Annotated in this window: 23 protein-coding genes; 12 read left to right on the top strand and 11 right to left on the bottom strand. The window is 72.9% G+C overall.

Going from position 1 to position 26,373, the window contains the following annotated elements; all coding sequences use genetic code 11:
- Positions 1–25 precede the first annotated feature (25 nt).
- The 3 genes from hrpA to ADK67_RS18255 are packed head-to-tail and all read right to left on the bottom strand — an operon-like array spanning position 26 to position 5,555.
- Entirely contained in the window at positions 26–3,928 is a 3,903-nt protein-coding gene (gene hrpA, locus ADK67_RS18265; protein WP_053717629.1) for an ATP-dependent RNA helicase HrpA, read from the bottom strand.
- 41 nt (positions 3,929–3,969) lie between these two features.
- Positions 3,970–4,761, bottom strand: a complete 792-nt coding sequence (locus ADK67_RS18260) for a thioesterase family protein (protein ID WP_053717628.1) — start codon at positions 4,759–4,761, stop codon at positions 3,970–3,972.
- Positions 4,762–4,796: 35 nt separating this feature from the next.
- Positions 4,797–5,555, bottom strand: coding sequence for an isocitrate lyase/PEP mutase family protein (locus tag ADK67_RS18255; RefSeq protein ID WP_082403557.1), 759 nt, complete (start codon positions 5,553–5,555; stop codon positions 4,797–4,799).
- A gap of 272 nt (positions 5,556–5,827) precedes the next feature.
- Here ADK67_RS18255 and pdxR point away from each other — a divergent pair, with 272 nt between their 5' ends.
- From pdxR to ADK67_RS18225, 7 genes are all read left to right on the top strand, one after another.
- Positions 5,828–7,186, top strand: a complete 1,359-nt coding sequence (gene pdxR, locus ADK67_RS18250) for a MocR-like pyridoxine biosynthesis transcription factor PdxR (RefSeq protein WP_053717627.1) — start codon at positions 5,828–5,830, stop codon at positions 7,184–7,186.
- Positions 7,183–7,320, top strand: a complete 138-nt coding sequence (locus ADK67_RS50995; protein WP_157620546.1) for a hypothetical protein — start codon at positions 7,183–7,185, stop codon at positions 7,318–7,320. Before pdxR ends, ADK67_RS50995 begins: the two co-directional genes overlap by 4 nt.
- Before the next feature lie 49 nt (positions 7,321–7,369).
- Entirely contained in the window at positions 7,370–8,344 is a 975-nt protein-coding gene (locus ADK67_RS18245) for a hypothetical protein (RefSeq protein WP_157620544.1), read from the top strand.
- 31 nt (positions 8,345–8,375) lie between these two features.
- Positions 8,376–9,092, top strand: coding sequence for an MBL fold metallo-hydrolase (locus ADK67_RS18240; RefSeq protein ID WP_053717625.1), 717 nt, complete (start codon positions 8,376–8,378; stop codon positions 9,090–9,092).
- A 519-nt stretch (positions 9,093–9,611) separates the two neighbouring features.
- Entirely contained in the window at positions 9,612–10,517 is a 906-nt protein-coding gene (locus tag ADK67_RS18235; RefSeq protein ID WP_053717624.1) for a glycosyltransferase family 2 protein, read from the top strand.
- A 6-nt stretch (positions 10,518–10,523) separates the two neighbouring features.
- Positions 10,524–12,197, top strand: a complete 1,674-nt coding sequence (locus tag ADK67_RS18230) for a hypothetical protein (protein WP_053717623.1) — start codon at positions 10,524–10,526, stop codon at positions 12,195–12,197.
- 79 nt (positions 12,198–12,276) lie between these two features.
- Positions 12,277–12,693, top strand: a complete 417-nt coding sequence (locus ADK67_RS18225) for a VOC family protein (protein WP_442974163.1) — start codon at positions 12,277–12,279, stop codon at positions 12,691–12,693.
- Between the two features lie 7 nt (positions 12,694–12,700).
- Here the strand turns inward: ADK67_RS18225 and ADK67_RS18220 are convergent, their stop codons facing one another.
- Positions 12,701–12,985, bottom strand: coding sequence for an ArsR/SmtB family transcription factor (locus ADK67_RS18220; RefSeq protein ID WP_231648245.1), 285 nt, complete (start codon positions 12,983–12,985; stop codon positions 12,701–12,703).
- 110 nt (positions 12,986–13,095) lie between these two features.
- Between ADK67_RS18220 and ADK67_RS18215 the strand changes: the two genes are divergently transcribed.
- Positions 13,096–14,250: a site-specific integrase gene (locus ADK67_RS18215; protein ID WP_053717621.1), complete on the top strand. Its 1,155-nt coding sequence runs from the start codon at positions 13,096–13,098 to the stop codon at positions 14,248–14,250.
- Positions 14,251–14,581: 331 nt separating this feature from the next.
- Here ADK67_RS18215 and ADK67_RS18210 read toward each other — a convergent pair whose 3' ends face one another.
- From ADK67_RS18210 to ADK67_RS18200, 3 genes are read right to left on the bottom strand one after another with little or no spacing between them, the layout of a single operon-like run.
- Positions 14,582–15,277 (bottom strand): histidine phosphatase family protein, encoded by a 696-nt coding sequence (locus ADK67_RS18210; protein ID WP_053717620.1) that lies wholly within the window; start codon positions 15,275–15,277, stop codon positions 14,582–14,584.
- 10 nt (positions 15,278–15,287) lie between these two features.
- Positions 15,288–16,112, bottom strand: coding sequence for an undecaprenyl-diphosphate phosphatase (locus ADK67_RS18205; protein WP_053717619.1), 825 nt, complete (start codon positions 16,110–16,112; stop codon positions 15,288–15,290).
- On the bottom strand, positions 16,109–17,158 hold the full coding sequence (locus tag ADK67_RS18200) for an LLM class F420-dependent oxidoreductase (RefSeq protein WP_053717618.1): 1,050 nt from the start codon (positions 17,156–17,158) through the stop codon (positions 16,109–16,111). The genes ADK67_RS18205 and ADK67_RS18200 overlap by 4 nt, the downstream gene beginning before the upstream one ends.
- A gap of 139 nt (positions 17,159–17,297) precedes the next feature.
- Here ADK67_RS18200 and ADK67_RS18195 point away from each other — a divergent pair, with 139 nt between their 5' ends.
- Positions 17,298–18,263 (top strand): aldo/keto reductase, encoded by a 966-nt coding sequence (locus tag ADK67_RS18195; RefSeq protein ID WP_082403556.1) that lies wholly within the window; start codon positions 17,298–17,300, stop codon positions 18,261–18,263.
- Positions 18,264–18,382: 119 nt separating this feature from the next.
- Entirely contained in the window at positions 18,383–19,132 is a 750-nt protein-coding gene (locus tag ADK67_RS18190; protein ID WP_197289502.1) for a carbonic anhydrase, read from the top strand.
- Here the strand turns inward: ADK67_RS18190 and ADK67_RS18185 are convergent.
- Positions 19,116–20,081, bottom strand: a complete 966-nt coding sequence (locus ADK67_RS18185) for a M48 family metalloprotease (RefSeq protein WP_157620542.1) — start codon at positions 20,079–20,081, stop codon at positions 19,116–19,118. The two genes, ADK67_RS18190 and ADK67_RS18185, sit on opposite strands and share 17 nt — an antisense overlap.
- A 318-nt stretch (positions 20,082–20,399) precedes the next feature.
- Here ADK67_RS18185 and ADK67_RS18180 point away from each other — a divergent pair, with 318 nt between their 5' ends.
- On the top strand, positions 20,400–21,362 hold the full coding sequence (locus ADK67_RS18180) for a YncE family protein (protein WP_197289501.1): 963 nt from the start codon (positions 20,400–20,402) through the stop codon (positions 21,360–21,362).
- On the top strand, positions 21,362–21,574 hold the full coding sequence (locus ADK67_RS18175) for a DUF5703 family protein (RefSeq protein WP_157620563.1): 213 nt from the start codon (positions 21,362–21,364) through the stop codon (positions 21,572–21,574). The genes ADK67_RS18180 and ADK67_RS18175 overlap by 1 nt, the downstream gene beginning before the upstream one ends.
- Before the next feature lie 143 nt (positions 21,575–21,717).
- Here the strand turns inward: ADK67_RS18175 and ADK67_RS18170 are convergent, their stop codons facing one another.
- The 3 genes from ADK67_RS18170 to ADK67_RS18160 all read right to left on the bottom strand — a co-directional run bounded on the left by ADK67_RS18170 (position 21,718) and on the right by ADK67_RS18160 (position 26,371).
- Positions 21,718–22,557 carry a class I SAM-dependent methyltransferase gene (locus ADK67_RS18170; protein ID WP_053717613.1) on the bottom strand — a complete coding sequence of 280 codons (840 nt, stop codon included), beginning with the start codon at positions 22,555–22,557 and terminating at the stop codon, positions 21,718–21,720.
- 80 nt (positions 22,558–22,637) lie between these two features.
- The gene (locus tag ADK67_RS18165; RefSeq protein WP_053717612.1) at positions 22,638–23,741 is read right to left on the bottom strand and encodes an SWIM zinc finger family protein; all 1,104 of its coding nucleotides are present in this window, start codon (positions 23,739–23,741) and stop codon (positions 22,638–22,640) included.
- Positions 23,738–26,371 carry a DEAD/DEAH box helicase gene (locus tag ADK67_RS18160; RefSeq protein ID WP_082403567.1) on the bottom strand — a complete coding sequence of 878 codons (2,634 nt, stop codon included), beginning with the start codon at positions 26,369–26,371 and terminating at the stop codon, positions 23,738–23,740. Before ADK67_RS18160 ends, ADK67_RS18165 begins: the two co-directional genes overlap by 4 nt.
- Positions 26,372–26,373: the final 2 nt, after the last annotated feature.

Raw genomic sequence — 26,373 nt, 5'->3', positions numbered from 1 at the left:
GGCACCGGCGGGGGCCCGGCGCCGACTACCGGGGCACGGCGTCGAGGGCTTTGAAGATGCGCTTGTCGGAGACGGTGTAGCGGGTGCCGATGGTCTGGGCGAAGTAGCTCAGCCGCAGTTCCTCGATCATCCACCGCACCTCGTCCAGCTCGTCGTGCGGTTCGTCGGCGGGCAGGGCGGCGCGCAGTTCGCGGTACTCGGCGTGCACGGCGTGGACGCGGTCCATCCACTCCTGGTCGCGGCGGACGTTCTCGGGCAGCTTCTCCAGCCGGCGGGCGATGCCCTGCAGGTAGCGGTGCACGTCGACGAGCCGGTCGGCGCCCGCCTCGGTGACGAAGCCCTTGTGCACCAGGCCGGTGAGCTGGGCGCGGACGTCGGCCACGGACTCGTCGAACACGGCGCCGCGCACGCCGTTGAGCCGCAGTTCGACGTCCTGGGCGGCTTCCAGGACGCGGCGGACCTTGTGCACCACGTCGAACGTGGTCTCGCCGAGGCCGCGGCGGACGTGGTCGGTGAGCTTGGTGAACGCGGCCTCGGTCCACACGGGCCCGCCGGCGTCGCGCAGGAGCTTGTCGACGGCGGCGGAGATGCAGTCGGCGAGCAGCGGTGCGACGCCGCCGTGCGGGTTGCGGGTCAACGCGAGCTTCTCGGCGTTGTTGAGACCGCGTTGCAGCGTCTTGACCGGGGACGGGGTGGTGAGCAGGAGCAGCCGGCGGGTGCCGCGCCACATGGCCTGCCGCTGGCGTCCGGGCGTGTCGAGGATCTCCACCGCGACGGTGTCGCCCTTGTCGACGAGGGCGGGGTAGGCGGTGACGACGATGCCGGACCGCTGCCGCTGCACGGTGCGCGGCAGGTCGCCGACGTCCCACGTGGTCAGGCCGGTGCGGGCGAGGTTGCTCGCGGCGGCGGCGAGGGTTTCGCGCAGTTGGCCCCGCAGTTGTGCCTTGAGCGCGGCGAGGTCCTTGCCCTGGGCGAGTTCGCGGTCGTTCTCGTCGACGATCTTGAACGTGAGCTTGAGGTGTTCGGGCACCTGGTCGAGCTGCCACTCGTCGCGGGGCACGACGACGCCGGTGAGCTCGCGCAGCCGGCGTTCCAGCGCGGGCAGCAGGGGTTCGTCGGGGTCGATGGCGGACAAAGCGGCGGCGGCGACGTCGGGCACGGGCACGAAGTTGCGGCGCACCGGTTTGGGCAGCGACCGGATGAGCGCGACGACCAGTTCGGTGCGCAGGCCCGGGATCTGCCAGGACAGCGAGTCGTCCGGCAGGGTGGTCAGCGCGGGCAGGGGCAGCTTGACGGTGACGCCGTCGACCGGCGCGCCGGGCTCGAACCGGTAGGTCAGCGGCAGGGTGAGGCCGCCGCGGCGCAGTTCGTCGGGGTAGGCGTCCGGGGTGACCGCGGCACGGTCGTTGAGCAGCATCGCCTTGTCGAAGGTGAGCAGGTCGGGGTCGGTGTGGCGGGCCTTCTTCCACCAGGTGTCGAAGTGCCGGACGGACACGACGTCGGCGGGCACGCGCTGGTCGTAGAAGTCGTAGACGGTCTCCTCGTCCACGACGATGTCGCGGCGGCGGGCCCGGTTCTCCAGCTCCTCGACCTCGGCGAGCAGGTCCCGGTTGTGGTGGAAGAACTTGTGGTGGGTGGTCCACTCCCCCTGCACCAGGGCGTGCCGGATGAACAGCTCGCGGGACAGCTCGGGGTCGATGCGCCCGTAGTTGACCTTGCGCGAGGCGACGATCGGCACGCCGTAGAGGGTGACCTTCTCCAGGGCGACGACGGAGCCGCGCTTGGCTTCCCAGTGCGGTTCGCTGTAGGTGCGCTTGACCAGGTGCTCGGCGAGCTTTTCGGCCCACTCGGGTTCGATCTTCGCCACCGTGCGGCCCCACAGCCGCGACGTCTCCACCAGTTCGGCGGCCATCACCCACTGGGGAGGTTTGCGGAACAGGGTCGAGCCGGGGAAGATCGCGAACTTCGCGTTGCGGGCGCCCAGGTACTCGGTGGCGGCGCGCTTGCCCGGGTCGCGTTTGGGTACGTCCTTGACCCCGATGTGCGACAGCAGCCCGGACAGCAGCGAGACGTGGACGTTGCGCGGGTCGGCGGGCTGGTCGTTGACGTGCACGCCGAGGGTTTTCGCGACCTGCCGCAGCTGCTGGTAGATGTCCTGCCACTCGCGCACGCGCAGGTAGTTGAGGAACTCGCCGCGGCACAGCCGGCGGAACTGGTTGGACGACAGTTCCTTCTGCCGTTCGCGCAGGTACTGCCACAGGTTGAGGAACGCGGTGAAGTCCGAGTCCGGGTCCTTGAACCGGGCGTGGAACTCGTCGGCGGCCTGCTGCTTGTCCGACGGGCGTTCGCGCGGGTCCTGGATGGACAGCGCGGAGGCGATGACCATGACCTCGCGGACGCAGCCGTTGCGGTCGGCCTCGATGACCATGCGGGCCAGGCGGGGGTCCACGGGCAGCTGGGCGAGCTTGCGGCCCAGCGGGGTGAGCTTCTGCTCGGCGGGCAGGATCGCGCCGAGTTCCTGCAGGAGCTGCACGCCGTCGGCGATGTTGCGCGCCTCGGGCGGGTCGATGAACGGGAACGCGGCGATGTCGCCCAGGCCGATCGAGGTCATCTGCAGGATGACCGACGCCAGGTTGGTGCGCAGGATCTCCGGGTCGGTGAACTCCGGTCGCGCGTCGAAGTCGTCCTCGCTGTAGAGGCGCACGCAGATGCCCTCGGAGACGCGTCCGCAGCGGCCCTTGCGCTGGTTGGCCGAGGCTTGCGAGACGGGTTCGATGGGCAGCCGCTGCACCTTGAGGCGGTGGCTGTAGCGGGAGATGCGGGCGGTGCCGGGGTCCACGACGTACTTGATGCCGGGCACGGTCAACGACGTCTCGGCGACGTTGGTGGCGAGCACGACGCGGCGGGCGGTGTGCGGCTGGAACACGCGGTGCTGCTCGCCGAACGACAGCCGCGCGTACAGCGGCAGCACCTCGGTGTTGCGCAGCTCCAGGGCGGCGAGGGCGTCGGCGGTGTCGCGGATCTCGCGTTCGCCGGACAGGAACACCAGCACGTCGCCGGGACCCTCGGCCTGCAGCTCGCGCACGGCGTCGCAGATGGCCTGGGTCTGGTCGCGGTCCGGGTCGGCGCCGGGGTCGTCCGGGTCCACGATAGGGCGATACCGGACCTCGACCGGGTAGGTGCGGCCGGAGACCTCGATGATCGGCGCGTCGCCGAAGTGCCGGGAGAACCGCTGGGGGTCGATGGTCGCGGAGGTGATGACGACCTTCAGGTCCGGCCGCCTCGGCAGCAGCTGCTTGAGGTAGCCGAGCAGGAAGTCGACGTTGAGGCTGCGTTCGTGCGCCTCGTCGATGATGATCGTGTCGTAGCGCGACAGCATCCGGTCGGTCTGGATCTCGGCGAGCAGGATGCCGTCGGTCATGAGCTTGACCAGCGTGTCCTCACCGGACTGGTCGGTGAACCGCACCTTGTAGCCCACCGCGCTGCCCAGCGGCGTGTCCAGTTCCTGCGCGACGCGCTCGGCGACGGTGCGCGCGGCGAGGCGGCGGGGCTGGGTGTGCCCGATCTGGCCGAGCACGCCGCGGCCCAGTTCGAGGCAGATCTTGGGCAGCTGGGTGGTCTTGCCCGAGCCGGTCTCGCCGGCGACGATCACGACCTGGTGGTCGCGGATGAGCGCGGCGATGTCGTCCTTGCGGTTGCTGACGGGCAGCTCGGCCGGGTACGTGATCTTCGGCACGGCCTCGCGGCGCAGGGCGACGCGCAGCTCGGCGGCCTCCGTCTCGGCCTCGATCTCGGCGAGGACGGCGGCGCGGGCCGAGTCGTCGCGGACCTTGCGCGCGCCCTCGAGCCTGCGCGCCAGCCTCCGCTGGTCCCGCGACATCAGTTCGGACAGGCGTTTGCGCAGGTCAGCGTGCGACATCTGGTTCATTTGGGTCAAGGATATCGAGGGTGGGCCGGTGGGGCTGCCGATTATCGGCCGGCGGACACGGCGAGTTGGCGTGACTGGGCGACCAGCTGCCCGGTCGTGTCCCACAGTTCGACATCCTCCTCGTAGTAGCCGCCGGCGAGGTGCCGGGTGGCGACGCGGGCGGCGAGCCAGCCGGGCGCGGGTCGCGCGCGGACGTGGACGGTGAGCTCGATCGTGGCGGAGTCGGTCACGCCGAGTTCGAGGACGGCGGGCGCGGCGGTGTCGACCAGGGTCGCCAGGCTCGCGGTGTCGGCGGGGCGGCCGTCGGCGAACCGGAGCCAGAACTCGGCGCGCGGCGTGCCGGTCGGCCGGCCCTGCGCCCAGCCGAGGGGCTTGGGCGCGCGCAGCTCGACCCGGTCGGCGACGGTGACGCCGGGCAGCCGCCGGCCGCCGTAGGCGTCGACGCACTCGTCCGGCGGCGGCAGGTCGGGCGCCTCGTCCAGCACGAGGGTGCGGCCGGCGGCGGCGTCGAGGTCGGCGTAGGAGGCGACGACGCGGAGCACCTCGCGGTCGCCGCACACCAGGCGTGCCTCACCGGTCGACAGCCGCCGTCCGACGCGCACGACCTCGGTGTCGACCCGGGCCGGTCCGACGACGCCGGGGCGCAGGTAGTGGGCGCCGACGACGAGCGGGTCGGGGTGCGGCAGCACCGCGCCGAGCGCCCGCAGGCAGAACGCGACGAGGTAGCCGCCGTTGGGCCGGCCGCCGTCGCCCGCCCAACGGTCGGTGAGGTGGGTGGCGAACCGCCCGTCCCCCGTCGCGTCCACCCGCGTGTCGGTGTCCCACTCGTGCATGGGACTCACCCTAATGGGCGTTACCGACGGGTAGTTCAGCCGCCGTAGGGGCTGCCGCCGTCGAGCATGGCGGTGGCCATCTTGGTGAGCTGCTTCGCCATCAGCACGTTGTGCAGGCCGGGACCGAAGCTCACCCGCGCCACGCCCAGCGGGGCCAGGTCGTTCGCCGTGGGCGAGCCGGGACCGTGGCCGACGTTCACCGGACGCCGACCGACGGCCTCGACGAACTCGGCGATCCGGTCGCCGGGCAGCCGGATCGGGAAGACGCAGTCCACGCCCACCTCGAAGTAGGCCTGCGCGCGGCGCACCGCGTCGTCGAACGACTTCTCCCCGTGGAGGAACTCGTCGATCCGGGCGTTGATCACCAGGTCGGGGTTGGCGGCGCGCACGGCGGCCAGGAACTCGGCCTGCTCGCCGATCTCGACCATGGCCTGGGTGCGCGGGTCGGAGTCCTCCAGGTTGCAGCCCGCCGCGCCGACCTCCGCCAGCCGCTCGCCGATCCGCGCGGCCGGCAGGTCGTAGCCGCGCTCGATGTCCGTCGTCACCGGCACGTCGACGGCGGCCGCGATCCGGCGCACGGCGTCGAACGCCACGTCGGCGGGCATGTCGTGCCCGTCCTGGTAGCCCAGGGCGGCGGCCACGGCGACGCTGGTCGTCGCCACCACCGGGTGGCCCGCCTCGGCGAAGACCCGCGCGGACGAGACGTCCCACGCGTTGGGCACCACCAGCGGGCTGCCCGGCACGTGCAGCGCGCGCAGCGCCTTGGCCGCCTCGGTCACATCGGTCTTGGTCACATCGACTCCCGTCACGACAGGGCCTCGCGGCGACGGCCCCGCCCTTGTTCCACTGTGATCAACCGTGCCAATACTGCCAGTTCCCCCAACCGGCCGGAGGCGTCCGCGAACACCTGGTGCCACCGGGTTCCGGGCGCGGTGCGAGAGGCGTCCGCCAAGCCGGAGCGGTGATCCACCGGCCGTGCAGGACCCGTTCACCGCGCCGTCATCCGGACCGGGCCCGCACGCCGGGAACGGGTCGGGGCGTCGACCGCCGGCTAAGGTCCGGTCCCGTGTCGAACCAGTGGGCCGTCGCGGGCGTGGACCTGCACCTCGACCTCGATCCGGCGTTGTCACGGCGCGGCGGGCTGGAGCGCGCGTTGCGGGAGGCGATTCGGGCCGGGCGGTTGGCGCCGGGCGCCCGGCTGCCCGCGACCCGGAAGCTGGCCGTCGAACTCGGGTTGGCCCGCAACACGGTCGCCGCCGCCTACGACCAACTGGTCGCCGAGGGCTACCTGACGGCACGTCGGGGCGCGGGCACGCAGGTCGCACCGCTCCCCCGAGCCGACCCGCCCGCCACGGCCGCCACGCCGCTACCGCCGAGCCCTCGGCACGACCTCACACCCGGCAGCCCCGACGTGTCGACGTTCCCGACCGCGGCCTGGCTGCGCGCGACCCGCCGGGCGCTCACCGCGGCGCCGGCGAGCGTGCACGGCTACGGCGATCCACGCGGCCGCGTGGAGTTGCGCACCGCGCTGGCGGAATACCTGGGACGCACGCGCGGCGTGCGGGCCACGCCGGAGCGGATCGTGGTGACCTCCGGCTACGCACAGGCCTTGGCGCTGCTGGCGTCGGTCGTCGACGGGCCGGTCGCCATGGAAGACCCCGGGCTGCCGTTCCACCGGGACGTCGTGGCCCGCGCCGGACGCCCGGTGGTGCCGCTGCCGGTAGACGACCGAGGCGCCACCACCCCCGCGGACGTGGCGGCGGCAGTGGTGACCCCGGCGCACCAGTACCCGACAGGCGTGCCGCTGCACCCGTCGCGACGGCACGCGTTGACCGCGTGGGCACGCGAGTCCGGCGGACTGCTGGTCGAGGACGACTACGACGGCGAGTTCCGCTACGACCGCCGGCCGCTCGGCGCGGTCCAGGGCACCGCTCCCGACCACGTCGTGTACGCGGGCAGCGCGTCGAAGACGCTGGGACCCGGCGTCCGCCTGGGCTGGCTCGTGCTGCCACCGCGCTGGCTGGACCCGGTAGTGGACGCGAAGCTGCACGCCGACCACCACACCGAGGTCGTGGGCCAGCTCGCGTTGGCCGACCTGATCGGCACCCACGCCTACGACCGGCACATCCGCGGCTGCCGACAGCGCTACCGACACCGCCGCGACCAGCTCGTGCAACGACTGGACGACCTCGGAATACCGGCGCACGGCGTCTCGGCCGGACTGCACGCGCTCGTGGAACACCCCGACGAAACCGCGGTGCTGGCACGGGCCGCCGCACGCGGACTGGCCCTGTCGGGACTGCGCCCCCACTGGCACGACCCCGACCACGCGGCACGACAAGGCATCGTCGTCGGCTACGCGACCCCGGCCGAACACGCCTACCGCGCCGCACTCGACGCATTGGCCCGAACGCTGACCACGTGAGCCCCCCGGCCCGCCGCAACGCCACCACCTCGGACAACACACCCCACAGCCGCCACGACAACGCCCAGGGCGTGCTGATGCGCCAACCACAACCCGCCGTTCGGCGGCTGGCGCCGCGGCACCCCGGCCGATGAGCTGGATCATGCGATGAGTCGGGGGACGACCCATCGAGGGGGAATTGGTTTGTTCCGACCCGTGCCGGTGCCCGTGCTGCCGCCCAGCACCGCACTGGCCGACCTGGCGACCGCCGGCGAGCACCACGCCTGGCTGGCGGGCACCACCGGCGTGTTCACCAGCCGACCGTCCACGCCACTCGTGCTGAGCTGGACCGGCGACACCTGGCGCGAGGAACCCCTGCCCGACCTGCCCGCCGCGGCGAGCCTGTCCGGCGTGTCGGCCGCCGCACCCGACGACGTCTGGGCCGTCGGCAACAGCGCCGGCCGCCCCCTCGTGCTGCACTACGACGGCACGGCCTGGCAGGTCGTCGCCACACCGCACATCGCCTGGGCCAAAGCCGTCACCGCCGTCCACGCCGACGACGTGCACGTCGTCGGCGCCGGCCGCGACGCCCTGCACTTCGACGGCCACCGCTGGCGACTGCGCGCCGCGACGTCCTCCGCCCGCGAAAGCCTCCAGACCATCACCGCCACCGGACCCCACGACGTGTGGGCCGGCGGCGGAGGCCTCGCCGGCGCCGGACCCGCCACCTACGACTACCCCGTCCTCGTCCACTGGGACGGCGCCACCTGGACCGAGGTCGCCGGACCCCGCACGGAACGCGGCCACGTCGCCCGCCTCGCCGCCGCCGCACCCCACGACGTCTGGCTCGGCCACGTCCGCGACACCGAAGGACTCCGCGTGCACCGGTGGGACGGCGAGCAGTGGAACGCCGTCCCCGCACCCGAGGACACCGGCCGGCTCAGCGTGCACGGCGTCGCCGCCGGCTGGACCTGGGGCGTCCGCGCCACCCGCGGCTCCTTCGAGACCCGACCCGCGTTCCACCGCTGGACCGGCGACGCCTGGACCGCCGTCACCCTGCCCGACGACCTCGCCCGCGCCTCCGCCTCCCACGTCGGCCTCGCCACCACCGGCGCCACCACCTGGGCCTACCTCAAAACAGCCGCGGGAGTGCACGTGCTGCGCCACACCACCCCGTGACCACCCACCACGCGCTGAGTCACACTGTCGCGTGACCTTCCGCCTCACCGTCCTGGGCACCGCCACGCCCTACCCGCGCCCCGGCAACCCCTGCTCCGGCTACCTGCTGCGCAGCGAGCACACCGCCGTGTGGGTCGACGCCGGCCCCGGCACGCTCGCCGAGCTGCAACGCCACCACCGCCCCGACCTCCTCGACGCGGTCTGGATCTCCCACACCCACGCCGACCACGCCGCCGACCTGCTGCCCTACTACTACGCGCTGCTGTTCGCCGACCACCAACCGCACGCGCCCATCCCCCTCTACGGCCCACCCGGACTCGCCGACCGGCTCGAGACCTTCCTCGCCGGCGCGTCGCCCAACCCCGCCTCCGCCGCGTTCGAGGTGCACGAACTGCACGACGGCCACCGCGCCGAGATCGGCGACCTCACCCTCACCAGCCGCGCCGTCGACCACGGACTGCCCGCGTTCGGCCTGCGCGCCACCCACGACGACGCCGTCTTCGCCTACTCCGGCGACACCGGCCCCTGCCAGGCACTCCACGACCTCGCCGACGGCGCCGGCCTGTTCCTGTGCGAAGCCGACGGCGCCGGACCGCACCACTGCTCCCCCGAGGACGCCGCCGCGGCCGGCCGCGGCGCCCGACGACTCCTGCTCACCCACATCGGCCACACCCTCGGCCACGTCGAAGCCGCCGAACGCGCCCACGCCCCCGTCGCCAGACCGGGTGAGACTTTCACGATCAGGTGATCGCCGCCGGTGCCTTCACCTGGCCCGACCACGTCCGACAACCGGACGAATCCCCATCAGACCTAAGTAGTCGCATAACCGAGAACCGCCGCATTACACCGAACACACCGAACACCGGGTAAATGGCAGCCGAAGGCCCACCGCAACCGACAACGGCAACCAACTTTTCCACCAACGTTCCACCACAACACCGCCACCAGGCAGAACACCGCGCACCACCACCACATCCGCCCGACCGCGAATGACCCGAGATCGCCACGAACACGTAACCCCGACACACCGAGAACCAACGAGCCCAACCACACGACCACAGCGTTGGATCACCAACGCGGGGGCAAGATGACCCCGCCTCACACCAACACAGTAGGCTGCCTCGTTGCCACCTCCTGATAGCCGGTATCCCCGGAGCACGGGTGGATCCACGGGTGCAGCGCGCAAGGGGAAAGGTCGTGGCAAGGGGATGGGCGTTCCACACCGCAGACTGATCGTCAGACCGATCGCCGGTCCCACGAGGTGACCATGAACGGCATCGACATCATGCTGCCCCACTACGGCGACATCGCGTACCTGAAAACCGCCGTGCGCAGCGTCATCGCCCAGGACGACGAGAGCTGGCGCCTCACCGTCATCGACGACAGCGTCGCCGACAACCAACTCCCCGAGTGGTTCGACTCGCTCCGCGACGACCGCGTCCGCTACCGGCGCAACGACCACAACCTCGGCATCAACGCCAACTTCCAGAAGTGCCTCGACCTCGCCGAACGCGACTTCCTCGTGGTCATGGGCTCCGACGACGCGATGCTGCCCAACTACGTCAGCACCATCCGCCGCACCACCGACCGCTACCCCGACGCCGACGTCGTCCAAGCAGGCGTCGAAGTCATCGACAGCACCGGCCAGGTCGTCCAACCCCTCACCGACCGCGTCAAGCGCAACATCTACGCACCCACCACCACACCCAAGGTGATGAGCGGCGAAGACCTCGCGGTCAGCCTCCTGCGCGGCAACTGGACCTACTTCCCCTCCCTGTGCTGGCGCCGCGAAGCCCTCAAAGACCTCGGCTTCCGCCCCGGCCTCAGCGTCGTCCTCGACCTCGCCCTCATGCTCGACCTCCTCGAACGCGGCGGACGACTCGCCGTCGTGCCCGACCTCTGCTTCCAGTACCGCCGCCACGACGCCAGCGTGTCCTCCTCCCTGGCCTCCGTCGGCGGGCGCTTCACCGAAGAACGCGACTTCTTCCTCGACGTCGCCGAACACATGGACCACATCGGCTGGCACCGCGCGGCCAAAGCCGCCCGCCTGCACCTGTCGTCCCGCCTGCACGCCCTGCTGATGCTGCCCGGCGCCGTCACCTCGAGGCAGACCGCCAGCGCCAAGCTCCTCGTCCGCCACGCATTCGGAACCACCAAACCCGTGAGGAAGTGATCGACGGTGCTGTCGACCGCGCCAGAACAACCGCCGCGGACCAGCCCCGAGCCCACCCCGCCGCCGCCCACCACCGCACAACCCCGCCGAGGCTGGCTCATCGCCGCCGAAGCCGTCGTGTCCGTGGCCGCCGCGGCGCTGACGGTGGTGCTCGCCCGCGGCGTCGAGGTCAACCCCCTCGACCGGATCGGCCAGGTCAGCGGCCTCGCCGGACTCCAACTCCGCTACGCCGTCATCGCCCTCGTGCTGCTGACGCTCGTCGTGGTCACCACCCGCGTCCGCTGGACCGCCCACGCACCCACCGCACGCAGACTCGTGGCCGCCGCCGCGGCCGGCCTGTTCAGCGGACTCGTCGCCGGCGCGATCGTGATCGCCCTGCGCGGCACGTCCTGGGGCCTGTTCGCCAACTACGGCGACGCCGGCACCCTCAGCGACTGGGCACAAGGACTGATCGACACCGGCACCATGAAGCCGGACTACCCACCAGCCTGGATCCACCTCACCGCCTGGCTCTCCGAACTCACCGGCTCCACACCGGACAACGTCCTCAAGCCACTGCAGATCGTCGGCACCGCGCTGTTCGGACCCGTCGCCTACCTCGCCTGGCGACTGCTGCTGTCCCCCATGTGGGCACTCGCCCTCGGCGTGCTCCCCGCCATCGTGCTGATCGAGCCGTACAAGCCCTACACCACGATCATGCTCGTCGTGATGGTCCCCGTGCTGATCGCCCTGCTCCGCCGACTCCGGCGCGCCGGCGACACCACCTGGCGCGGCATCGTCCTGCCCGCCCTCGGCTTCGGACTCGCCCTCGGCCTGATCTTCCTCATCTACTCCGGCTGGTTCGTCTGGTCCGCACCCGGCATCGTGGTCGCCGCCCTCGTGCTGTTCCCCTGGCGCACCGGCTGGGCCAAGGGCCTCACCCTGCTCGCCGTCACCACCGCCGTCTTCGTCGCCGTGTCCTGGCGCCACCTCTTCGGCCTGCTGGACGCCTCCGGCTCGGTCAAGGACCGCTACTTCTACTGGGACACCTGGACCGAGCCGACCTACATCGCCATGTGGCGCACCGACCTCCCCGGCACCACCGGCCCCTGGCCCCCGCCCGGCGAGATCGGCGGCGTCGGCCTGTTCACCATCCTCGCCCTCGTCGGCGTGGCCGCCGCGATCGCCGTCGCACGCAGCCGGACCATCGTCATCACCCTCACCTGCGTCTTCGCCGGCGCCTGGCTGCTGCGCTTCCACTTCGGCTCCCAGATGTACGCCGCCGACGCCGTGCAGCTCTACCCCCGCAGCACCGCCGAACTCCTCTACTGCCTGCTCCTGCTCACCGGCTTCGCCGCCTACTTCGGCGTGCGTCGCTTCGACGCCGTCCCCCGCGTCCGCGCCGCGCTCTCCTCACCGTCGCTCGGCCTCGGCGCGCTCGTGGCGGTGTTCCTGCTCCTGGCCTCCGCGGGCTCCTCGATCGGCGACCGCTACATGCCGCGCGTCGACAACTCGCTCGGCATCCTCGCGACCGCCTCGCACCTGACCAGGCAGACCGACGGCACCTGCGCGGCCTACGCGCACACGCTGGGCAAGGGCTGCTACACGAAGAACGACCCGCGCTACCACCTGGCGCTGCGCGAACTGGCCGAGTTCAGCCCCAAGCCCGGCGAACTGCAGCACCCGCGCTCGGACGGGTGACCAGAGGGCACGACAAGGGTGGGGGCGGCCGGGACGATCCGGCCGCCCCCACCGCTGTGTCGGCCCGGGTCCCGGCCACGTGCACGGCACCGTCGAGCGGGCGACGGCCGGCGGCGTCAAAATCAAGACCGTGCTGAAGCTGACCGCGACCGTGCTCGACGCACCCGACGCCCAAGCCCTCGCCCGCTTCTACCGCGACCTGCTCGGCTGGTCCCTCGGCGACGACGAACCCGGCTGGGCCACCCTCCGCCCGCCCGACGGCGGCGCCGGGCTGTCGTTCCAGACCGAGTCGCGCTACCGCCGCCCCACGTGGCCCGCCTCCGACGGCGACCAGCTGATGATGGCGCACCTCGACATCGAGGTGGACGACCTGGAGACCGCCGGCGCGCACGCGGTCGCGACGGGCGCCACGCTCGCCGACCACCAGCCGCAGGAGAACGTGCGCGTCTACCTCGACCCGGTGGGCCACCCGTTCTGCCTGTACGTGAACCCCTGAGCCGGTGTCAGGGCGCTTCGATCGCCCGGGTGATGGAGTCCAGCACGCCGGGGAACCGGTGTTCCATCTCCTCGCGCCGCAGCTCGTGGGTCCGGTAGCTGCCCTGGGGCGTCACTCGCAGCACCCCGGCCTCGCGGAGCACCTTCAGGTGGTGCGACAGCGTCGACATGCTGACCGGCACGTCGAACTGCCCGCACACGATCCCGCCCGATCGGGCGAGTTCGGCCACGATCCGCAGCCGGACCGGGTCCGCGAGCGCGTTGAGCACGGTCGCGAGACGCAGGTCTGCCACGTCCGGGTGTTGTAGGGCGCGCACGGTTCCGCATAGTAGCGACCCGGGACAAGTGGTCTATTAATCCACACTGAAGGTATTAAAGTTATCAACAATGTTAGGGTGACCGCGTGACCTTGCCCGAGCCGGTGCGCGCGGAACTCGACCGCGTGCGGCACGCGGCCCTGGTGGACTTCGCCGCGTTGGACCAGGTGCGGCGCCGCTTCGACGAGGAGCAGGCCGACGCCCTGTCGGGCTACCTGCGGGCCGCGCAGTCGGCGAACACCCTGCGGGCCTACCGCTCGGACTGGGTGGGCTGGGCGGCGTGGTGCGAGGCCGAGGGCCGGGTGGCGTTGCCCGCGGACCCGGTGGACGTGGCGGTGTACCTGGCGGTCGCGGCGGACACGACGAAGCCCGACGGCTCCCCCGCGTTCGGCCCGTCCACGTTGGAGCGCAAGGCGGCGGCGATCGCCGCGGTGCACGCGGCCGGCGGCCTGCCCTCGCCCACGCGGTCCGACGTGGTGCGGTTGACGTTGCGCGGCATCCGCCGGACCCGGCAGGCGCAGCCGCGGCGCAAGCGGCCGGTGCTGCTGGGCACGTTGGAGTCGTTGCTGGCGGAGCTGCCGCCGCCGGGCTGGCCCACGGGGGTCGCGCGTCGCCGTGACGCGTTGCTGCTGCTGGTGGGGTTCGCGGGGGCGTTGCGGCGCAGCGAGTTGGCGGCGGTGGCGCTGCAGGACGTCACGGTGGACGTGGACCCGCGCACGCACGAGCCGCTGCTGCTGGTCGAGCTGGGCGTGACGAAGACCGACCAGACCGGCGCGCACCGGCAGCGCGTGGTCCTCCCCCGCGGCGCACGGCGCCCGACGTGCCCGGTGTGCGCGTACGCGGACTGGGTGGACGTGCTGACGGCGCCGGAGCCGCGGACGTTGCTGGAGGACGAGGGCGACGCGTCGCCGACGCACCGCTGCCACTCCTACCGGCCCGACCCGGCGCGGGGCCCGCTGTTCCCGTCGGTGAGCCGGCACGGGCGGCTGGGCGGTCGGTCGATGTCGGACCGGGCGGTGTCGGACGTGGTGAAGCGGTACGCGGCGCGGGCCGGGTTGGACCCGGCGTTGTTCGGCGGGCACTCGCTGCGGGCGGGGTTCGCCACGCAGGCCGCGCTGGGCGGCGCGAGCGACCGGGAGATCATGCGGCAGGGCCGCTGGACGAACCCGCGCACGGTGCACCGCTACATCCGCACCGCGAATCCGTTGGAGGACAACGCGGTCACCCGCCTCGGGCTGTGATCAAGGGCGCACGGTGGGTTGTTAACTTCTAACACGTCCGGTCCTTCCGGGCGGAACCGAACGGTCTAGCGGATTAGGGCGTCGGCCCGCTTGCGCGGTTTGTTTCCGCCGTGTTTCCACGTGCGTTGAGCTGCGGTTATGACCGTCCGGTCGGTATCGGCGGCCCGGCTGACCTGCGCAAGTGGCCCGGCGGCGCCGGACGTCCAGCCCGCGGGACTGCGTTTACCCGCGCGTTGACGCCAATACGATCGTCTTCACGCGGCCGCCCGCCCCGGCCAAGCGCACCGTGGCCCCCGGACTACCCTGCACTGTCCGGGGGCCACGCGCTGCTTCAGGCGCCGGTCGCGCCGCCGACCACGGCGTCGGAGGACGGCGGTTCCTCGGTCTTCCCCGGCGGTGGCACGAGGACGGACAGGTCGCCGCCGTTGTCGTTGACGCGCAGCACGAACGGCCGGGTCTCGGTGTACTGGACGACGGACACCGACGCCGGGTCGACCACGATGCGCTGGAACCCGTCGAGGTGGACGCCGAGCGCGTCGGCGAGGACGGCTTTGATCACGTCGCCGTGGCTGCACGCGAGCCACACGGCGCGCGGTCCGTGCTCGGCGGTGACCCGGGCGTCGTGGGCCCGGATCGCGGCCACCGCGCGCGCCTGCACGGTCGCGAGGCCTTCCCCGTCGGGGAACACCGCGGCGGACGGGTGCTGCTGCACGACCGACCACAGGGGCTCGGCGAGCAGGTCCTTGATCGCGCGCCCGGTCCACTGGCCGTAGTCGACCTCGGCGAGGTCGGGTTCGACGGTCGCGTCGAGGCCGAGCTTGTCGAGCAGGGGCGCCAGCGTCTGCCGGCAGCGTTCCAGCGGCGAGGTCACCACGGCGGCGAGGGGCACGCCGGCGAGCCGGTCGACCAGTGCCGAAGCCTGCTCCTCGCCCCGTTCCGACAGGGTCACGCCGGGTTGGCGGCCCGCGAGGACGCCCGCTCCGTTGGCGGTGGAGCGGGCGTGTCGCAGCAGGATCACGGTAGCCACGCGGCCAACCCTATGTCGGGTTGAGCAGACCCATCGACAGCAGCCCCATCAGGACGATGCCGAGCAGCAGCCGGTACCACACGAACGCCGAGTAGCTGTGCTTCGAGACGTAGCGCAGCAGCCAGGCGATGGTGGCGTAGCCGACGACGAACGCGACGACCGTCGCGGCGATCATCTGCGGCACGGACGCGGCGTTGGGCTCGGAGCGGTCGAGCACGTCGGGGATGCTGAACAGCCCGGCGCCGAACACGGCGGGCAGGGCCAGCAGGAACGAGTAGCGGGCGGCGGCGGCGCGGTCCAGCCCGAGGAACAGGCCCGCGGTGAGGGTGCCGCCGGAGCGGGACACGCCGGGGATCAGCGCCATCGCCTGGGCCAGGCCCATGCCGACGGCGTCCTTGAGCTGGAGCTTGTTCCGCAGGTGCTGGGCGAACTGGTCGGCCAGGCCGAGCAGCAGGCCGAACACCACCAGCACGGTGGCGGTGATCCACAGGTTGCGCAGCGACGAGCGGATCTCGTCCTTGAACAGGTAGCCGAGCACGCTGATCGGGATGGACCCGATGATCACGTACCAGGCCATGCGGTAGTCCTCGGTCTTGCGCGCGGCCTTGCTGAACAGGCCGCGGAACCAGGCCGCGATGAAGTTGCCGATGTCCTTGGCGAAGTAGATCAGCACCGCGACTTCGGTGCCCAGCTGGATGACCGCGGTGAACGACGCGCCCGCGTCGTTGCCGAAGAACAGCGTGGAGACGATCCTGACGTGCGCCGACGAGGAAATGGGCAGGAATTCCGTGAGTCCCTGGACGAGTCCTAGGACAAGGGCCTGCAACCAGCTCAACTACCCACTCCTGCCAGATCCAGAGCTTCGGTCGCCGTGCGGAGCGCGGCGATCCCCTGCTCGAGATCTTGCAGCATGGGCGAAAGGGTGAGCGTGGTGACCCCCGCTTCGGCGTAGGCGCGCATCTTGTCGGCGATGCGCTCCTTGGTGCCGAGCAGGGAAGTCCCGTCGAGGAAGCCGAGCGGCAGCGCGGCCATGGCGCCGTCGTAGTCGCGGGCGAGGTAGCGGTCCTGGACCTCCGCGGCCTCGGCGGCGAAGCCCATGCGCGCGGCGTTGTCGTTGTAGAAGTTCTTCTTCCGGCTGCCCATGCCGCCCACGTAGAGCGCCGCGTAGGGCCGGATCCGGTCGGCGCACGCGCGCCAGTCCTCGCCGACGACCATCGGCACGGTGGCGGCGATGTCGTAGTCGTCGAGGGTCTTGCCCGCCTTGTCGCGGCCGGCCTTGAGCGAGGCCAGCGCGTCGCCGGAGTGCTCGGGCGAGAAGAACAGCGCGAGCCAGCCGTCGGCGATCTCGCCGGCCAGCTCGACGTTCTTCGGGCCGACGGCGGCCAGGTAGACCGGGATGTGCTCGCGCACGGGGTGCACGGTCAGCTTGATGGCCTTGCCGGGGCCGTCGGGCAGCGGCAGCGTGTAGTGCTCGCCGTCGTAGCTCAGCCGCTCGCGGCGCAGGGCGGTGTTGACGATGTCGACGTACTCGCGGGTGCGGCCGAGTGGCTTGTCGAACCGCACGCCGTGCCAGCCCTCCGACACCTGCGGCCCGGACACGCCGAGGCCGAGCCGGAACCGGCCGCCGGACAGGGAGTCCAGGGTGGCGGCGGTCATCGCGGTCATCGCCGGCGTCCGCGCGGGGATCTGCAGGATCGCGCTGCCGACGTCGACGCGCTCGGTCTGCGCGGCCACCCACGCCAGGACCGTGGGCGCGTCGGAGCCGTAGGCCTCGGCGGCCCACACCACCGAGTAGCCCAGTCGGTCGGCTTCCCTGGCCAGTTCGAGGTTCGCGGCGTCGTTGCCCGCGCCCCAGTACCCGAGGTTCAGTCCCAGTCGCACGAACCGGACCCTACCGGTCGGTAACCTGGTTGGCCAGGGCGACACCCCGGCCGGTGTGTCCCGATCGTGACGGGATTCGGCCTTGACAGGCGCGTGCCACGGCCCGCCGGAATGTCGATCACCCTTTAGGCTCCCCCGCGTGGAACAGCGATACCTCGGGCGCAGCGGACTGCGGGTCTCCCGGATGGCCCTGGGCACGATGACCTGGGGACGGGACACCGACGCGGACGAGGCGGCCACCCAGTTGCTGGCCTTCACCGAGGCGGGCGGCACGCTGGTGGACACCGCCGACGTGTACGTGGAGGGCGAGAGCGAGCGGATCCTGGGCGGCCTGCTGGGCGAGGTCGTGCCGCGTGACGAGCTGGTGATCGCGACGAAGGCGGTGGCGCGGCGCAACGACGGCCCGTTCGGCGGCGGCGCGTCGCGCGGCGCCCTGCTGCACGCGCTGGACGGGTCGCTGCGCCGGTTGGGCGTGGAGCACATCGACCTGTGGCAGCTGCACGCGTGGGACGCGAACGTGCCGCTGGAGGAGACGCTGTCGGCGTTGGACACGGCGGTGGCGTCGGGGCGGGTCCGCTACGCGGGGGTGTCGAACTACTCGGGGTGGCAGCTGGGCACGGCGGCGGCGCTGCCGGGGCACACGCCGCTGGTGTCGACGCAGGTCGAGTACTCGCTGCTGGAGCGGGGCGTGGAGCGGGAGGTGGCGCCGGCGGCGCAGCACCACGGCGTCGGGCTGCTGCCGTGGGCACCGTTGGGGCGTGGCGTGCTGACCGGCAAGTACCGCAACGGCACGCCGTCGGACTCGCGGGGCGCGTCGGCGCACTTCGCCGGGTACGTGGAGCAGCACCGCACGGAGCGGGCGGCGCGGATCGTGCAGGCGGTGGCGACGGCGGCGGACGGGTTGGGCACGAGCGCGTTGTGCGTGGCGCTGGCGTGGGTGCGTGACCGGCCTGGGGTGGTGGCGCCGGTGGTGGGCGCGCGGGACACGGCCCAGTTGCTGGGGTCGCTGGCGGCGGAGGAGCTGACGTTGCCGCCGGCGATCCGGGCGGCGTTGGACGACGTGAGCGCGGTGGAGTTCGGCTACCCCGAACGGCCGATGGGCTGATTCGTGTGGATGTGTCCGTTCAGTCCCTTGACGCACGAATTGTTGCTTTCCGTGACGAATCTTGTGACCTCGGTGACCCCGCGTCACCCGGACGGCCCAATCGGGGCTAGGTTCGGCTCGTGCTTGAGACAAGTGGTGAACCGGCCGCGGTGACGCGGCGGCGACTGTTCGGCATCACGGCCGGGACCGCGGCGACGGTCATGGCATCGAGTGGGTCCGCGGCGGCCCAGGGCCCAGCGACGACGAGGCGTGCCTCCTCCCCGGAGGCGACGTCGTTGGACGCGGAAGGCGCGTGGCGCAAGCTCGCGGAGGGCAACCACCGGTTCGTCACCGGGCACCAGACGCACCCGCACGAGTCGCTGCGGTGGCGCGAGTCGCTGGTGCAGGGCCAGCACCCGTTCGCGGTGGTGCTGGGGTGCGCGGACTCGCGGGTGCCGCCGGAGCTGGTGTTCGACCACGGGCTGGGCGACCTGTTCACGATCCGCGCGGCGGGCGAGGTGCTGGACAACAGCGTGCTGGGCAGCGTCGAGTACGCGGTGGAGCACCTGGGCATCCCGCTGGTCGTGGTGCTGGGGCACGCCCGGTGCGGCGCGGTGTCGGCGACGGTGGACGTGGTGCGCGGCCGGGCGGAGGTGTCCGGTGACGTGAGCGTGCTGGTGCGGGCGATCGAGCCGGCGGTGCTGGCCACGCCGCCCGACGGCGACGAGGCGCGGTTCCTGGCGGCGGCGGTGGACAACCAGGCCAAGCGGGTGGCGTCGCTGATGCTGGAGCGGTCGGTGACGCTGCGCACGGCCGTGCAGCACCACGGGGTGATGGTGGTGGCGGCGAGCTACCAGCTCGACACCGGTGAGGTCACCCGCCTGACGTAGGGCCGCCGAGCAGGCTGTCGTCCACGAGCCGGAACCACTCGCGCACCCCGCCGAGCTGGCCTTCCAGCCAGGTGGCGACGTCCGCGGCGAGGTCGAGCGCGCGGGGCGTGCGGACGTGCCCGGCGAGGTGCTCCACGAGGGTCTGGATGCGCCGCACGGGCGGCGGGTGGTTGCCCGCGAACGGGACGGTGAGGCCCAGCTCGTCGGCGAGCCGGTCGGTCACCTCGTGCAGGAACAGCACCAGCAGCACCGCACCGACCAGGCACGGTTCGTGCGCCTCCAGTTCGCGGTGCCCGAGGTCGTCCAGGGTGCGCAGCATGATCACGGCGGCGACGCGGTCGGCCTCGTGCTCGCGCGGCCAGCCGACGGACTGGGCGTCGAGCGCGCCGACCGGGGTGTGGTGGTCGGTGCGGCGGCGGGCGTGCAGCAGGTGCCCGGCCAGCAGGTGCCCGACCTCGTGCGCCAGCACGAACTGGGTGCCGCGCCGCGCCATCAGCGACACCAGCGCGGCGCGTTGCCCGGACAGCTCGGGCAGCCGCCGCGCCTCGACCGCGCCGTTGCCGTACAGGTAGGCGTTGACGGCCTCGGCCAGCGCGTAGGACGCCTGCTCGGAGGTCAGCAGGGGCGGGGTGCCGTAGTTCGGCAGCGCCCCCGTCATGATCTTCAGCACGGTGCCGAGCAGGTCCAGCAGCGCGGTGTTGACCAGCACAAGCACGCCGCGGCCCGGCACGGGGACGCTGAGCGCGTCGAGGGTGCCGGTGGGGAACACGCCCGCCAACACCGGGGTGGTGGTGTCCCAGCCTGCGGCGCGGGCCAGGTGCAGCACCTCGGGTTGCAGCGCGTCGAGGGTGCGTTGCTGCTCGCGCAGGTGCGCGGGCCGGTAGGCGGCGGGCCGGACCCGCACGTCGACCAGCCGTGCGAGCAGGGCCGACCGCGGTTCGGCGGCCACCTGGTGCCAGGTGTGGTAGCGCGCGGCGGTGTCGGCGGGGTGCGCGGGGGGGGGGGGGGGGGGGCGCGCGGGGGGGTGGGGGGGGCCGCCCCCCCGCCGGTCCCGCAGCAGTTGCACGTGCCGATTCCGCAGCTCCTCGACCGTCATCGCGACGCCTCCCCGTTCACCTGGGATAGTCGCCGGGAAAGGCCCGGAGGTACGGGTGTCGCCCGACTATCACCTTCCCAGACCAACGACAACACCCGCCCCCTGCGTGACGATGGTGGTTCGGTGATGGATGCTGGGAGGGCTGAACGGGGTCGACTGGGAGGTCCGACGTTGCGCCGACTGGCGGCGGTAGTGCTCACCGGGGTCGCGTTGGTCTCGGGCTGTGCGACCGAGGAGAACCCGGCCGACCCGTTGCAGCTCGCGGCGACGTTGGAGCCGGCGCGGCCCGCGGCGTCGCCGGAGCAGGCAGGCGCTCCCCGGGGCCGGGTGGTGCCCTCGGGGCGGGCGACGGCGGTCGCGGTCGCGGGCGGCCGGGTGGCCGTCGCGGTGGCCGATCCGCCGTCGGTGGCCCTCTATCCCCTGGACACGCTCGGTGACCCGCTGGTGGTGCCGTTGCCCGGTCCGGCGGAACGGCTGGTGACCGTCGGTGACGCGGTGGAGGCGGTGGTGCCCGCCGGTGTCGTGGTGACGATCCGGCCGGACGGCACGACGTCGTCGCGGAACGTGGACGGCGCGCCTGTGGACGTGGCGCGGGTGGGCGACCGGACGTTGGTGGCGCAGCGGGACCTGCGGCAGGTGTCGGTGGACGGGCACGTGGTGCGCGGCATCTCCAGCCCGGACCGGCTGGTCGCGGTGGACGGCGCGGCGGTCGTGCTGGACCGGCCGCGCAGCGCGGTGTTCGACCTCGACCCGGGCGCCGACGGCCCCGGCGCGGGGTTGCGCGCGGGCGAGGGCGCGACGAACGCGGTGGCCGACCGGTTCGGCCGGGTGCTGGTGGTGGACACGCGCGGCGGTGAGCTGATGGCGTTCTCCACCGGCCCGTTGATCATGCGGTTGCGCTACCCCGTGCCGGGCGCGCCGTACGGGATGGCCTACGACGAGACGCGTGACCTGGTGTGGATCACGCTCACCGAGCGCAACGAGGTCGTGGCGTTCGACGTCGCCGGCGCGGAGCCGGTGGAGCGGCACCGGTTCGCCACGGTCCGCCAGCCGGACTCGGTGGCGGTCGATCCAGGCAGCGGGCGCGTGTTCGTCGCGTCCGGGGACGGCGCAGGGATGCAGGTGATCGGATGATGGGCGATGGGGTGGTCGACGGGGACTGGGAGTACCGGCCGCTGCGGCTGCCGGCCGGTGTCTCCCGTCGCACGGCGACGACGCAGCTGGCGATCCACGCGGAGTTCGCCGGGTGGGAGCTGTCGCGGACGTTGTTGTTCGGTGACGGTTCTCGCAAGGTGTGGCTGCGGCGCAAGCGGACGGCCGCCGTGATGCCGGGCGTGATCACCTAGGGCCGGTCCCGCGCGGCCCACCGCGCGTCACCGTCGCGGCGGTGACGGCGGACCCGTTCGGCTGTCCACCACACCTGTGGTACCACAGGTGTGGTGGAGCGGGCTCGGCCTGCGCTTTCGGGGGTTGTTCGTCCGTTGTGGACTCAGCGGCGGGCTCGGACCAGCCAGGTCGCCGAGTCGTAGCGCACGCCGCGGTCGGTCTGGTGGGCGGTGAGGTCGGCGCGCAGGTCGGCCACGGCGCGTTCGCGGGCGTCCGGGTCGAGGCTGGTGAGCAGTCCGGCGAACTGGCCGGTGATGAACCGGCAGGCGTCCTCGGCGTCGCGGCCGAAGTACATGGGTTCGGTGAGGCCGTCGATCCGCACGTCGGCGAAGCCCGCCGACGCGAGCAGGTCGCGGGAGAGGTCGGGGTCGGAGAAGGCTCCGGAGACCGGTGGTGGCGCGGGCAGGTCGCGGCCGGCGGCGAGGGCCGTGCGGAAGGACTTGAGCCAGGTGTTGCGGTCCAGCGGCTGCCAGGTGAGCAGGGCCAGCCGCCCGCCGGGGCGCAGCGCGCGGGCGATGTTGGCGAACGCGGCGTGCGGGTCGCCGAAGAACATCACGCCGTGGCGGCTGAGGACCACGTCGAAGTGCCGTTCGGGGAACGGGTGGATCTGCGCGTCGGCTTGGCGGAACCGGGCGTTGGGCACGTGTTCGCGGTCGGCCGTGCGGCGGGCGAGTTCGACCATGGCCGACGACAGGTCCACGCCGAGCGCGGTGCCCTCGACGGCACGGCGGGCGGCGTCACGCGTGGTCTGCCCGGCGCCGCAGCCGATGTCGAGGACGTGGGAGGTCGGTTCGATCCCCGCCGCGTCCAGCAGCCGGTCGTGGTAGCCGGCCACGCCCTCGTCGATGCGGTCGGCGCGGGTGGCCCAGAAGTCGCCCTGGTCACCGTTCCAGGCGCGCAGTTGGTCCACGTTGGACGGATGGACCTCCGGTGCCGCGTTCATGTCCTGTCCCCCAGTTCGTCGTCCCCGGCCGCAGGACCCTAGTCGGGTGGGGGACGACGGGCGACCGTTTTACAGCCGGATCAGTCGGTGTCGGTGTCGGCGAGGGCGGCGGTCGGGTCGCGGTGTGGTGTGCCGGTGGGCCACCAGTCGCCGTCGGCGGAGCGGTAGGGGTACCAGCGGCCGTCGCGGCCGTAGCGGAGTTGTCGGTTGTGGACGGTCCAGCGGTTGCGCCACACGGTCGGTTCGGGCAGTTCGCCGCTGTCCCAGGCGGCGCGGGCGCGGGCGGTGTCGGTCTTGCCGGGGGTCCAGGGGTGTTCGAGGACGTCGAGGGCGCCGGCGCCGCCTTGTTGCCAGGCGCGGACGGCGCGGGGGTCGGCGTCGAGGCGGTCGCGCAGGGCGGGGTGGGTGGCGGCCATGCGGATGTGGTCGCCGCGGTCGTCGGTCGCGGGCCACCGGCCGGTGGCGAGCACCTCGCGGGCCTTGGCGGCGGCGTCGGCGACGAGCAGCCGCAGCACGTCGACGTCGAGGCCGGGCGCGGGTTCGAACTCGGGCAGGGGGCCGAGGTCGGCGGGCGGCGGGTCGTCGGGCAGGTCGGGGACGGGCTGGGCGTAGGCGGTGGTGGCGAGGACACCGCTGGTGGGTCGGGCGCCGGCGACGACTTCGTCCTGGTCGCGTCCGCGCAGGAGCAGCAGGACCCACGGGTCGGCGTCGAGCAGCCAGGACGCCTGGTGGCACAGCGCGGCGGCGTGGCGGCAGGGCAGTTCCCAGCCGGGGCAGGTGCACTCGGGGTCGAGGTCGCCGATGCCGGGCAGGAGCGGCACGCCCGCGTCGTCGGCGGCGTCGGCGAGTTCGCGGGGCATCTCGCGGTCGAGCAGCGCGGCGAGGTGCCCGGCCTTGGCGGCGATCTGGCCGAGGAACCGGTTCCACTCGCCGTCGGTGAGCGGGGTGAGGTGGACGGAGGTCTGGTAGGTGTCCTCGGCGTCGTAGACGGTGGCGGCGATGCGGCCGGGGCTGACGGTGATGGTGCCGACGAGCCCGGCGTGGGCGTACTTGCGGCCCTGCCGCAGCGGCGCCTGGTCGAGCGAGGTGTCCTCCAGGGCTTGCAGCCACGCCTTGCCCCACCAGGAGCGGGCGCGGCGCACGCCCTTGCCGAACGCGGGGAATCCTTTGACGCGGTCGCTCATGTGCCGCTCCTGAGTTCGACCAGGTTGCCCAGTTCGTCGTCGGACAGTTCGGTGAACGCGGCGCCGCCGCGGGCGAGGACCGAGTCGGCGAGGTCGCGCTTGGCGCGCAGCATCGCGGCGATGCGGTCCTCGATGGTGCCTTCGGCGATGAGCCGGTGCACCTGCACGGGCCGGGTCTGGCCGATGCGGTGGGCTCGGTCGGTGGCCTGGTCCTCCACGGCGGGGTTCCACCACCGGTCGTAGTGCACGACGTGGTCGGCGCGGGTGAGGTTGAGGCCGGTGCCCGCGGCTTTGAGGGACAGCAGGAACACCGGGCACTCGCCGTCCTGGAAGCGGCGCACCATGTCCTCGCGGGCGGGCACGGGCGTGCCGCCGTGCAGGAGTTGGCTGGGGATGCCGCGGGCGGCGAGGTGGCGTTCGATGAGGCGGGCCATGGCGACGTACTGGGTGAACACGAGCACCGCGCCGTCCTCGGCGAGGATGGTGTCGAGGAGTTCGTCGAGCAGTTCGAGCTTGCCGGACCGGCCGGCGAGCTTGGGCGACGGTTCCTTGAGGTACTGGGCGGGGTGGTTGCAGACCTGCTTGAGGCCGGTGAGGAGCTTGACGATCCGGCCGCGGCGGGCGATGCCGTCGGCTTCGCGGACCTCGGCCATGAGTTCCCGCACGACGGCCTCGTAGAGCGCGGCCTGTTCGCGGGTGAGGGCGACGGGCTGGTCGGTCTCGGTCTTGGGCGGCAGTTCGGGTGCGATGCCGGGGTCGGTCTTGCGGCGCCGCAGCAGGAAGGGCCGCACGAGCCGGGCGAACCGCCGCGCGGTCTCGTCGTCGTGGTCGGCTTCGATGGGTCCGGCCCAGCGCGCGGTGAACTCGGGCCTGGTGCCGAGCAGGCCGGGGGTGGTCCAGTCGAGGATCGCCCACAGTTCCGACAGCGCGTTCTCCACGGGGGTGCCGGTGAGGGCGACGCGGGCGCGGGCGGGGATGCGGCGCAGTGCCTTGGCGGTGTCGGAGGCGGGGTTCTTCACGTGCTGCGCCTCGTCGGCGACGACCATGCCCCAGTCGACGTCGGCGAGCCGGTCGGCGTCCAGGCGCATGGTGCCGTAGGTGGTGAGCACGAACCCGTCGTGCGCGACGTCGCGGCGGGGTCCGTGGAAGCGGCGGACGGGCACACCGGGCGCGAAGCGCTCGATCTCGCGCTGCCAGTTGCCCATCAGCGACGCGGGGCACACCACGAGGGTGGGACCGGGGTCGCGTTCCTGGCGGTGCAGGTGCAGCGCGATGAGGGTGATGGTCTTGCCCAGGCCCATGTCGTCGGCGAGGCACGCGCCGAGGCCGAGCGAGGTCATGCGGTCCAGCCAGCGCAGGCCGTGCAGCTGGTAGTCGCGCAGGGTGGCGCGCAGCCCGGGCGGCGCGGCGACGGGGTCGCGGTCGAGGTCGGCGAGCCGGGACTTCAGCTCGTCCAGCCAGCCGGTGGCGGCGACGTCGACCTCGACGCCGTCGATCCGGGTCGTGCCGGTCAGGGCGGCGCCGAGCGCGTCGATCGCGGTGACGGGTTTGAGGGTGCGTTCGCGGGCGCGGCGGGCGAGTTCGGGGTCGACCAGGGTCCAGCGGTCGCGCAGCCGCACCACGGGCCGAGTGGCCTCGGCGAGCCGGTCGAGTTCGTCGGGGGTGAGCGGGTCGTCGCCGAGGGCGAGCTGCCAGTCCACGGAGGTGAGCTGGTCGGGGCCGAAGAACGCCGGCCGGTCGGCGGGGCGTTCGCCGATGACGACCTTCGCCGACAGGTCGCGCACGAGGTCCTTGGGCCAGTGCACGTCCACGCCGGCGCCGGCGAGCCGGACCGCGCCGGTGGCGAGCAGGTGCTCCACGTCGGAGTCGAGCAGGGTGACCTCGTCGGGCACGGGCTGGTCGAGCAGCCGTTCCAGGGGCGACCAGGCGCGGGCGGCGCGGCGCAGCGCGACCATGGCGTCGGTCCGGGACCGCTGGTTGGCCGACGCCCACAACTCGGCGGCGTCGACCACGCGGGCCGGGTCGGCGAGGCTGTGCACCTGCACGACGGCGCGGAACGGGCCGAAGCCCTCGATCCGCAGCGAGATGCGCACGCCCTGGTCGGCCCAGTCGCGCAGGTGCGGCACCTGCTGGGGCGCCATCGAGGCGAACGCGGGCGCGCCGGCGGCGTGCACGGCGGCCGCGCCGCGCGGCATGGTGTCGGCGACGGCGTCGAGGAACGCGCGCAGCAGCGGTTCGGCGTCGGGCAGTTCGAGCGGGTCGCGGCCCGGCAGCGGAACGGCCCTGGCGTGCGCGGGCATCGCGTCGGCCAGGTCGCGCACGCGGGCGTGGTCGGCGGCGTCGAGCGGGCCGAGCAGCCAGGCGTCGAAGTCGCCGTCGGTGACCGCGGGCCGCACCCGGCCGCGGGCGACGAGCTGCAACGCCGTCACCACGGCGGCGCCCCAGAACGCGGTGGCGGGGTGGGCGTGCGGTGCGCGGCGGGCGCGGCTGAGCAGCGGCACGGCCTCGGCGACGGGCAGCCGCCGGGCGGGGACGGTCCGCCGGTCGCCGTCGGGGGTGGCGATGGTGAGCCGGTCGGCGCCGGGGGTGTCGTCCGGTCCCGACGGGTCCTGTGCGGGGTAGAAGGCCATGG

The organism is Saccharothrix sp. NRRL B-16348, from assembly GCF_001280085.1.
Taxonomy (GTDB): domain Bacteria; phylum Actinomycetota; class Actinomycetes; order Mycobacteriales; family Pseudonocardiaceae; genus Actinosynnema.
This window is presented reverse-complemented; position numbering and strand designations above follow the sequence as displayed.